The sequence below is a fragment of the Microseira sp. BLCC-F43 genome, from assembly GCF_041929235.1.
Classification (GTDB): Bacteria; Cyanobacteriota; Cyanobacteriia; order Cyanobacteriales; family Aerosakkonemataceae; genus Microseira.
Genome location: NZ_JBHFNP010000349.1, coordinates 93,015 through 102,407, shown reverse-complemented (window position 1 = coordinate 102,407; position 9,393 = coordinate 93,015). Strand labels below are relative to the sequence as shown.

General features: G+C 46.2%; 10 protein-coding genes. 9 read left to right on the top strand and 1 reads right to left on the bottom strand.

Annotated features, from left to right (window positions below; all coding sequences use genetic code 11):
• The first annotated feature begins 1,113 nt into the window (after nucleotides 1–1,113).
• The 7 genes from ACE1CM_RS46440 (at nucleotide 1,114) to ACE1CM_RS46410 (ending at nucleotide 6,884) form a co-directional block, all read left to right on the top strand.
• A complete protein-coding gene (locus ACE1CM_RS46440; RefSeq protein ID WP_226591554.1) occupies nucleotides 1,114–1,476 on the top strand; it encodes a hypothetical protein in 363 nt (120 codons plus the stop codon).
• A 116-nt stretch (nucleotides 1,477–1,592) separates the two neighbouring features.
• On the top strand, nucleotides 1,593–3,107 hold the full coding sequence (locus ACE1CM_RS46435; protein ID WP_374886407.1) for an AAA family ATPase: 1,515 nt from the start codon (nucleotides 1,593–1,595) through the stop codon (nucleotides 3,105–3,107).
• 136 nt (nucleotides 3,108–3,243) lie between these two features.
• Nucleotides 3,244–3,597 carry a DUF1257 domain-containing protein gene (locus tag ACE1CM_RS46430; protein WP_374886406.1) on the top strand — a complete coding sequence of 118 codons (354 nt, stop codon included), beginning with the start codon at nucleotides 3,244–3,246 and terminating at the stop codon, nucleotides 3,595–3,597.
• Nucleotides 3,598–4,240: 643 nt separating this feature from the next.
• Nucleotides 4,241–4,765 carry a hypothetical protein gene (locus tag ACE1CM_RS46425; RefSeq protein WP_374886405.1) on the top strand — a complete coding sequence of 175 codons (525 nt, stop codon included), beginning with the start codon at nucleotides 4,241–4,243 and terminating at the stop codon, nucleotides 4,763–4,765.
• Between the two features lie 492 nt (nucleotides 4,766–5,257).
• Entirely contained in the window at nucleotides 5,258–5,383 is a 126-nt protein-coding gene (locus ACE1CM_RS46420; protein ID WP_374886404.1) for a hypothetical protein, read from the top strand.
• Nucleotides 5,384–5,411: 28 nt separating this feature from the next.
• Entirely contained in the window at nucleotides 5,412–5,876 is a 465-nt protein-coding gene (locus tag ACE1CM_RS46415) for a zinc ribbon domain-containing protein (protein WP_374886403.1), read from the top strand.
• A 156-nt stretch (nucleotides 5,877–6,032) separates the two neighbouring features.
• A complete protein-coding gene (locus ACE1CM_RS46410; RefSeq protein ID WP_374886402.1) occupies nucleotides 6,033–6,884 on the top strand; it encodes an RNA polymerase sigma factor in 852 nt (283 codons plus the stop codon).
• A 92-nt stretch (nucleotides 6,885–6,976) separates the two neighbouring features.
• Here ACE1CM_RS46410 and ACE1CM_RS46405 read toward each other — a convergent pair whose 3' ends face one another.
• Nucleotides 6,977–7,204 (bottom strand): hypothetical protein, encoded by a 228-nt coding sequence (locus tag ACE1CM_RS46405; protein ID WP_374886401.1) that lies wholly within the window; start codon nucleotides 7,202–7,204, stop codon nucleotides 6,977–6,979.
• A 37-nt stretch (nucleotides 7,205–7,241) separates the two neighbouring features.
• Between ACE1CM_RS46405 and ACE1CM_RS46400 the strand changes: the two genes are divergently transcribed.
• Both ACE1CM_RS46400 and ACE1CM_RS46395 read left to right on the top strand, forming a co-directional pair.
• The gene (locus ACE1CM_RS46400; protein WP_374886400.1) at nucleotides 7,242–8,633 is read left to right on the top strand and encodes an RNA-guided endonuclease InsQ/TnpB family protein; all 1,392 of its coding nucleotides are present in this window, start codon (nucleotides 7,242–7,244) and stop codon (nucleotides 8,631–8,633) included.
• Nucleotides 8,605–8,856 (top strand): hypothetical protein, encoded by a 252-nt coding sequence (locus ACE1CM_RS46395; RefSeq protein ID WP_374886399.1) that lies wholly within the window; start codon nucleotides 8,605–8,607, stop codon nucleotides 8,854–8,856. The genes ACE1CM_RS46400 and ACE1CM_RS46395 overlap by 29 nt, the downstream gene beginning before the upstream one ends.
• Nucleotides 8,857–9,393: the final 537 nt, after the last annotated feature.

The following is a 9,393-nucleotide window of genomic DNA, read 5'->3' as shown; positions in this document are numbered from 1 at the left end:
TCGGAAGTTACGCCGCGGCGCGGCAACTTCCGTTCACCCGCTTTTTTACTGTCACAAACAGCTATACACCACACCAGGTCTGGCTTTTACTCGCCCCAGCCCTTTTTACTCCAGATGCGATTGGGCGAAGCGGATATGCCTCCGGCAATCCCATGTGACAGTTGCGTAAGTCCTGTTTTGGTTAGAGTGTTTCAGCCTTATTTCACTCCTTATTCCTTACGAAGCTTTGATGATGGTTCACTTTCGTTAGCCTGATCAATCTTCCCTTTGCTCACGCACCGATTTTAGGCTACCCGTGTGTTGAGCTTTCGTGCCTTGCATTCCATCAATTTCATTACTTACTCTTGATCTAGGCGGGGTTATTAACCCTTTTACGTAGGGACAAGGAGAAAGGATTCCTTGGGGAGATAGGTCTCCCAGTCGTTTAGCACTCTCGTGCCTAACACGCGACTTTCACGTCGCACAAACTCCAGGAACAGTTGCCACAGGTCAGTTAGGCTGCGGACTTCTGCTAAGACTGGGGGCTTGGCTAGGTAGCTGCCTAATGGCCTCAGTAGCCCCCCTTGAATATCTGTTTCGATATCCCAGGCAATGACCTGTGCTTTCTTGCGGTTGTCTGGGGTGTCTTGAAGTCCTAGTGAGAAATACCTACTGCTGCCAGTGGTGACAGTTCTGGGGAGCCTAAGCCTAAGCCAGCCGTGATGGGTTTCGATGCCTACAGTACCTTTAGGGGCTTTCATTCTGGGTAACCCGTTGTAGCGATCCAGGTAGCCAGAAGGGTGAAACCTCAGAACACAGAGGCTTGTCTGATAGGGGTTCCAAGCGTGAAACTGGGCTGTTCTTATATTTGCAGACCACTGCCTTACCACTTGGCTATACTGCCGCTTTCTCAGAGTTTTTATTATACCAGATTTTTTTGATTATTTGAAATATCCACTAACTTGATGCGATCGCACCAGCCCAAACCTTGCTTACCCGGCATATCTCAGGTTTTTACTAGAGTAATGTTAAGAAGTGTAACAATATTGCCATCAAACCAGCTTAATGTCTTGACAGCAAGGTTGAGAATGGATAATCTGATATGCATACCCGGGTAGAACACTAATGAGTCATATGCAAGATAAACAAAAAGTTACGTTGTATCTTTCACCAGAGCTGCATCGTCAACTCAAAATCCGAGCAGCAATTGACTCAGAGCCGATGTCAGCGCTCGCTCAAAAAGCGCTCGTATTCTACCTAGCTCATCCAGAAGTGGTAGAAGAGGTAGAGGAAGCAACCAAAGGTCAAACTCATCGGGTTTATCACTGTCCGGAATGTACGGGTGCGGTGGTAATGCAGGAAGGAGAACTGGTATCGCTCAAAAAGCAACCAGGTGTGCTGCCGGAGGAATCGCTCCCAGTTGACAAAGTGCCTGTAAGCTCTGGAACCACAAAAGAAGGCGAGGAAGAATTAATTCCTTGTTCCTTGGTCAGGTAAAAAATATCCTGCTTAAGGTTGGTGCAAGTAACGCTAGTACGTTATAGCATTTGGATTTAAGCGGAGTGTGTAAATGTCTGCAACGTTTCTAGTCGGTCGATAGTAGGTCGATGGCCATGCAAGAAGAACTCAACGTTCTAGTTCAAGCTCAATACCCTCTGATCTACCTGGTAACTTCCGAGGAAGAACGGGCAGAGCAGGCAATAGCAACAATCGCGAAAATCAGCAGACCTCAAAGACGAGTCTTTGTATGGACAGTCACCCACGGTCTAGTTGATTACGAGCAACCTCGCAACATCACCCAGCACAATACAGTCTCGCCAGAGGCAGCGATTGAGTGGGTGATGAACCGGCAGCGAGACCCAAGTATATTTATATTCAAAGATTTACATCCATTTATTGATTCGCCAGCGACAACGCGGTGGTTAAGGGATGCGATCGCAAGCTTCAAAGGCAGCCAGAAAACCATCATCCTGATGTCACCCGTGCAGCAAGTTCCAATTGAGTTGGAAAAGGAAGTAGTGGTTATAGACTTCTCGCTGCCGGACATGGGAGAACTCAATCAAGTACTAACCCAACATCTGGAGCAAAATCGCGGGCGTCGTCTAACTACAGAAGCGCGAGAGAAACTTTTAAGAGCGGCTTTGGGCTTAACGCAGGATGAAGCGGAGAAAGTTTACCGAAAAGCCCAAGTTACTACAGGTCGGCTGACGGAAGCAGAAGTTGATATCGTTCTATCTGAGAAAAAACAACTTATTCGTCGCAACGGCATCTTGGAATATATCGAAGAAGACGAAACGATTGATGCTGTTGGTGGTTTAGAAGAATTGAAGAAATGGCTTAAACAACGCTCCAACGCTTTTACGGAGCGAGCCAGAGAATACGGGTTGCCCCAACCGAAAGGGATGCTAATCCTGGGAGTACCGGGTTGTGGTAAGTCCCTGATTGCCAAAACGACTTCTCGCCTCTGGGGTTTACCAATTCTGCGACTGGACATGGGGCGCGTCTACGACGGTTCGATGGTAGGTCGATCGGAAGCTAACCTGAGAAATGCCTTAAAAACGGCAGAATCAATTTCCCCGACAATTCTGTTTATTGACGAGTTGGATAAAGCTTTTGCGGGTAGCACAGGCTCGTCTGACTCGGATGGCGGGACTTCCAGCCGCATATTCGGCTCTTTCCTCACCTGGATGCAAGAAAAAACTTCCCCGGTGTTTGTAATGGCAACGGCGAACCGAGTAGAACGCTTGCCAGGGGAATTTTTGCGGAAGGGTCGCTTTGATGAGATTTTCTTTGTAGACTTGCCCACACCCGAAGAGCGCCAGGAAATCTTTAAGATTCACCTAACCAAGCGCCGCCGCGAAATCGAGCGCTTCGACCTCGAGCAACTGGCTAAGGTTTCCGATGGCTTCTCTGGGGCAGAAATTGAGCAGGCACTGATTGCAGCGATGTATGAAGCCTTTGCTCAGGATAGAGAATTCACGCAGCTAGATATTATTGCCGCGATTAAATCGACGTTACCGCTGTCTCGCACGATGACCGAACAGGTCACGGCGCTACGAGACTGGGCCAGACAGCGGGCGCGGCCTGCTGCATCTTCCGTCGCCGAATATCAGCGACTGGAGTTCTAAAAGCTTTCTCCTGCTCCCAACAGGAGGAAAGGCTAGCTTTCGCTAGCAGTTTGATAAAAAGCCGCACTTTTAAAGGCGGTACGATCTCTCAAAAAACGTTGTCGTTTGTTTTCGATCTCTCTAGGAGGAAATCCCAATGTCTCACTTCAGCACACTGCGTACCAAGATCACCGATGCCGAAATCCTGAAAGCTTCTCTGCGCGACCTGGGCATCAACGTTAAGACCAATGCAGACGTTCGCGGCTACAACGGTCAACGGGTTCGTTCTGACATCGTTGCAGTTCTGGAAGGCGAATACGACCTCGGCTGGTCTCGCAACAGCGATGGTTCTTTCGACCTAATCGCTGACCTGTGGGGTGTTGCTAAGAAGCACAACCAAACCGAACTGATCAATTCTATCAATCAGAAGTACGCAGTCAACAAAACCTTGGCAGAAGTCAAGCAACGCGGTCTGCAAAATGCCAATGTCAAATTGGTGCTGCAAAAATAGTTATTTTGCGCGTTCCCAAGCTCGCGGGTTAACCAACGGGAGGTTAGCCCGTTTTTCTTCCCAGTTCCTGATACAGGTTTAAGAAATGAAATATTCTATCCGCTTTAGTGTGGATGGAGCGCGTCAATAAACGCCCTGCTTTATAAGTGGGGCGTTTTAATTGGTCAAGGGAATTAAGAATTCAAACACAATTTAAACCGCATTTGGGATTATTTAAGTAACAAAGTAGCATAAGTTACCTCGTTAGCCGAACAACTGGAAAAATTAATCTCTCTTAACTCGAAAAATAAGTATAATTGCTGATTGACAAAGTTCCTCCAACTTAAATTAAACCTAATACTATGCCAAGACAACTAGGAGATAGGGTATCTTCTAATCGGTTCTTGGGTTAAGCAGTTGGACGGGAGTTACTGGTTTTGATTCAGGAATCAGGGCTGAGGCTGGCTGCCCGATCAGCCTGCAACACGTTACACAATCCTATTTTAAATTTATTTATTTATAAAATTTTATAAATTATTTATATAAAATAAATGCCGTTGACTTGACATTACTGGAAAGAGGGATGTTAAATTAATGGGGTTTGTTACCAAGCTGAGCAGAAGGAATAAGATCGCATAATCCTGAATCGACAACTGGCAACATCATGATTGATAGCTACCCAAGAGAGCTAGGGGTCTATAAACATGACAATAGTCAAAAACCTGACCTCTTGAGTTTCTTGTCTCTCGTTACCCGAGCTGCGAAGTTATCCGAGATGTCGGCAGTGGACTCAAATTCAAAAAAAAAGGTCTGCTTACCTTATTGGAACGAGTTTTGTCAGGCGACATCGGAATGGTTGTCATTGCCAACTCATACTGACTTTGTAGATTTGGGGGAGACTATTATTCATGGCTTGCAGACCACAGCGGGTGTAAAATTATGCTTCTCAAGAACAAGGTACTTAGCCCAGAGCGAGAAATGCTTGAAGATGTTCTTGCCATCATCCATGTCTTCTCCTGTAAGCGTGAAGGAATCAGAAAGTACAAACAAAAAATTAAAGAAGACCCTGACTTACAGGGTTTATCCAAAAGGAGAAACTTTGAAAGTATGGATGCTGAGAATACATGCTTGCCGTAAGGTTTACAACAACGCCATAACGTATTTGAATAAGCATCAATACTTTGAATAATTTAACAAAAAAGGCAAGAAAACAGCAGGTAAAACAGCATTTAGAAGTTTTTGTAAAACACTAGGAGAGGAAATAATCCCAGTTTGGTGCAAAGAACTGAAAATTGCTCAGGCTCTTGATAACGCTTTATTTGAAGCCTATACAGCCTGGTATAAAACCAAACGTCAGCCTAAGTTTCTGGCGAAGGGTAAGGAGAAGAAGCATAATCCGCTTGCCTGGTTAAAGATTGCTAGGTTTAGGTCTGTCCGCGACCAAAAACAAACAATCCAGTTTGAACCCAATGATTACAAAGATGGTCATTTTATGGCTAGCAAGGAATTGGAGAAAGCTGAGTAATGGGGTCAAGATAATTGCTTGATTAATTACGCTCGTGCTACCGATATAACTTATAACAAAGGTAGGTGGTACGCTAATTTTCCAATTGATATTGAACCAGAAAGCGTTGACAGGAAACCGAGAATTATAGCTCTTGACCCTCTATTAAGGTGCTTCATGACTGGTTTTGATGGCAATAAATTCACCGAGTTTGCCAAGGGTGACTTTGCCCGAATAGCTAAACTATGTCAGAATATCGATAATTTAATCAAAACACGGCAAATCGAAAGGAAGAAAGTTTAAGCGCTTACGTGACAAATTAAAACAAGCAATGGAGCGCGTTAGAAAACGAATTAAAAAACGACGCGGTGAAGTGCATAAACAAGTTGCGTCACATCTAGCTCGTAATTACGACACGATTTATCTGCCAAATTTTGAAACATCACAAATGGTTGCCAAGAACAAACGTAAACTAAAAAGCAAGTCCGCACGAGCAATGATGAATTGGGCGTTTTATGAGTTTAGTCAAACTCTACAACATCTCTGTAACCGTTACGGTTCGAGATTAGTGCGGGTGACTGAGGAATATACGTCCAAAACATGCAGTAAATGCGGTCACATCCACCATAATTTAGGTGGAAACAAAACGTTTAAATGCCCTGACTGCGGGTACGAAATTAAACGAGATTGTAATCGAGCCTTGGGAATCTTTCTTAAGGCGTTGTGGGATACCACCTTCATTCAAAGCGTGTCGGAGAATGATGTTGTATTCAGGCTCTCGAACGATGTCAGGTGATGTCGTGAGTTGTCTGGATTAAAAGTATCAGTATCCCATTGTTAGCCAATCTATGGTGAAACTGTTGCAGGGATGAGATGCCCACAGAGAAAGCAACAGAGATGGGATCTTTTCTGAAGAGCGATGATATTAGTGTATGCTACCAGTTGATCAATTATGTCAGATTCTCAATTAGTAGCCGCATATACTGGCTCCTGCCTATCGCGTTACTCTCAAGAAAAAGGGTTTTGGGAGCAATGGCAGCAGTATCGAGATCATCTGTATAGTTGCTGTCTCAAGTGGATGGGTGGAAACGCGACTGATGCTGAAGATGCGCTGTCGCGGGCGATGCTCAAAGCTTGGGAAAAGGCGCAAAAGTACGCGGGGGAAATTGCTAACCTAAAGGCTTGGCTGACAAAACTGACTCGTAATCTCTGCTTGGATATTCATCGAGAAAGCAGTCGCAGCGCGAATAGAGTTGAGAATATAGATGCGATCCCATCTAGTGACCAGGAAGGACTGGTTTACTTAGACGATAAGCCTTGTGCAATGGAAACTGATGAGAGAAAGATAGTGATTCATCGTGCGATCGCTAACTTACCAACAAGGCTGCGCGAGACGTTTATCCTGCACTACGATCGGGAACTGTCTTATCCAGAAATTGCCCAAAAGCAAGATATATCCTACCAGAATGTCTGCAAGCGCATATCCCAGGCGCGGTCAATTCTGGTTTTGGAGTTGAGGGGATATTTTATCGGGGAGGATGGGACTGATACGAATTTATCGGTGACGCCAACCTTGGGTGTAACTGAGTCGGCAATTGGGGAAAAGTCCGGGAATGCGAGAGTTGAACCGATTGTGGGGGAGACGGTGACATTATCCGTGGCGGTGGAGGAAGTAGAAAGTGTTGTTGGTGAGTCACCGCAGCAGGTAGCACTATCGGTGCAACACTCTGAGTCGGTTCCTGTGGCGGAGACTTTTGATCGGAAGTTAGCTCCTAGCCGGGAAGCCCCGCGCTCTACCCGCTAGGGTGAGCGTCGGGATGAGAGGCGCGTGAGTCGAGGTGCGTTGCCTGACCGATTCCGTAGGACTCTTAAGGCAACAGTGCCGAGACGAACACACTATCTGTCGGTATCAGGCAGTAGCCTGTAGCAAACAACTCGTTCCGCTCCTATTGCGGCAAGAAACTTTTCTCCAGGTTCTCTTCTACCTAACAGCACATCGCTGACATACGACTGAGATAAGTCATGCTGCTTTGCAAATCGTTTTTGGGAGCCGTAATCGAGTTCTATCAGTTCTTTTGCGTAATTCAGAAAGTCTTTAACTGAAATCAGTTCATCTTTACTCATTTATCGTCAATCCGCGTATTGATGGTATAATGATGCCATGAGATTGACCTACAAGTACAAGCTGAAACCAACAAAACCACAAATTGCAACGTTTCAAACGTGGTTGGAATTGGCGCGTCGTCAGTACAACTTTCGGTTGGGACAGCGGTTTGATTGGTATGAGGCAACCCGTTCACGGGTGGATGCTTGTCCATTGGTGGTCAGTATTCAGCCTGTAGAGGAGATTTACAAAGACATTCCCTTAACCCGTACCCTCACGAAAGGAAAGCGAAAGGGAGAGGTCGTCTCGAATATTGTGGAGCAAGGGTATGTGGATTGGTTCAGCGTTCAACGTGCTGACCTGAAGCAAACAAAGACCTTGTTCCCGGAATACAAAGAACTCGATTCCCAAGTGCTTCAGAATGTGATTGACCGAGTGGAGTACGCCTTCTCCCGGTTCACAAAACCAGATGCCAATGGGAATCGTAGCGGTAAGCCCAAGTTCAAAGGAAAGCACTACTACAAGTCGTTCACCTACACTCAGTTGCACAATTGCGACTTGACGAAGGATGAACGAGGTAGAGACTGCATTAACCTGAAGAAGATTGGGCTAGTTCCGATTGTTCTACATCGTCCAATTCCAGATGGCTTTGAGGTTAAGACAGGTACGGTTAAGCAAGTCACCGATGGCTGGGAAATCAATCTAGTCCTGGAAGACAAAGACGTGCCTGTAACGGTTGCAGAAATCCAACCGACCGAAGAGAACAGTTTAGGAATTGATTTGGGCGTGGAGAACTACGTCACTCTATCGACGGGTGAAACCGTTGAGCATCCCCGATTTTTTAGGCAGTCAGCCCACAAGCTTGAAAAACTACAACAGCGACTAGCGAAACGAGTGAAGCACTCGAAACCCTGGAAGATTCTCAAGGCAAAGATTGCTAAGTTGCATCAACGCATTGCCCGTCAACGGCTGGATTGGCAGTTCAAACTTGCCTACTGGTTGTTCAGTAAATGCGATGTGCTGTTTGTTGAGGACTTGAAACTGAAAAACCTGACCAGACGAGCCAAGCCCAAAGTCAGTAATGAGGGAGAATGGTTGCCCAATGGTCAGGCGGCAAAGTCGGGACTCAACAAATCGATGCTGGATGCTGCACATGGGCAATTTGTTCAAGTGTTGAAATTTGTCGCGTGGAAGCTTGGCAAGGTGGTCAGAGAAGTTGATCCGCGTGGCACATCACAACACTGCTGGAACTGCTTTGCACAAGTGGCAAAGCAACTTTCCGACCGATGGCATGACTGCCCGTGTGGAGCGTCGCTGCATCGGGACGACAATTCTGCCAAGTTGATTAAAAAGATTGGGCTAATTTGCTCAATAGCGGGGATGGACTACGCCTCGCTTAAAACCGCCTCTGAACTTTGGTTTGGAGGAAGCCCGCGCTGTACCGCGTAGCGGTCAGCGTCGGGAGGAGTCACAAGTAAAGAAAGATGGTTGTCGCTGTGTGGAGGCAACGCTGTGTGAAAGGCAACCTGCACCGATTTTGGCGTTGGCTCAATTTGATCAAAGAACTGGTATTTGGGGGAATTCCTGTCTGGCGGTGCAGAAAATGCCAGAAAAGTCAGAGGTGGGAAAAGTTGCGGCAAAAGTTATGCTACCGTCCCGCTCTCCTCCATAGTATTGTCTTCCCTATTTTCAATCGTTTGTCAAGAATCTGTTGGGGATGAAGATCGGGGTTAGTTTGTTTTGAGTCAAACTTCCTCAAATCTGCCCGCTCAAACTTGACGAGCAGCACTTGCACCCCTGTCATGTATGGGGAGGATGTAGTGCTTGCCTGGATGATTTCGTCCAGAAATTCACAACTAACAAAAAGACAAAGCACCTTCCCAAGATTAGAAAGCGCCGAGTTACTCGTAAGACTAAACGCAGTAACAAGCTGCAAAAAGCAGCCAAGAAGGTTGGAAGCTTGCATAAACGCATCCCAGAGCAGCGCCAAGCGTGTTTCTGTGGTATGCTGCTGCAAAAATTGCGTCGCGGCGAGTTGCAGCGATGGCGCTAGAAGACTTGAATCTAGCTGGAATGTTACGCAGCTGCGCTTGTAAAAAAAGATGAAAAAAGTGGGAGGTTTGTACGTAATGGACAGTCTAGAAAGCTTTAAATCGTCCTATTACCTCTGCTGGCTCGAATGAATGGATTGTAGGGAGCGATTATATTG

What these genes read in the sequence shown, in the direction of transcription:
- ACE1CM_RS46420 (WP_374886404.1), top strand. Translation starts at nt 5,258, where the DNA reads ATGACTGGTTTTGATGGCAATAAATTCACCGAGTTTGCCAAGGGTGAC.
- ACE1CM_RS46400 (WP_374886400.1), top strand. Translation starts at nt 7,242, where the DNA reads ATGAGATTGACCTACAAGTACAAGCTGAAACCAACAAAACCACAAATT.
- ACE1CM_RS46440 (WP_226591554.1), top strand. Translation starts at nt 1,114, where the DNA reads ATGCAAGATAAACAAAAAGTTACGTTGTATCTTTCACCAGAGCTGCAT.
- ACE1CM_RS46430 (WP_374886406.1), top strand. Translation starts at nt 3,244, where the DNA reads ATGTCTCACTTCAGCACACTGCGTACCAAGATCACCGATGCCGAAATC.
- ACE1CM_RS46415 (WP_374886403.1), top strand. Translation starts at nt 5,412, where the DNA reads ATGGAGCGCGTTAGAAAACGAATTAAAAAACGACGCGGTGAAGTGCAT.
- ACE1CM_RS46405 (WP_374886401.1), bottom strand. Translation starts at nt 7,204, where the DNA reads ATGAGTAAAGATGAACTGATTTCAGTTAAAGACTTTCTGAATTACGCA.
- ACE1CM_RS46410 (WP_374886402.1), top strand. Translation starts at nt 6,033, where the DNA reads ATGTCAGATTCTCAATTAGTAGCCGCATATACTGGCTCCTGCCTATCG.
- ACE1CM_RS46425 (WP_374886405.1), top strand. Translation starts at nt 4,241, where the DNA reads ATGATTGATAGCTACCCAAGAGAGCTAGGGGTCTATAAACATGACAAT.
- ACE1CM_RS46435 (WP_374886407.1), top strand. Translation starts at nt 1,593, where the DNA reads ATGCAAGAAGAACTCAACGTTCTAGTTCAAGCTCAATACCCTCTGATC.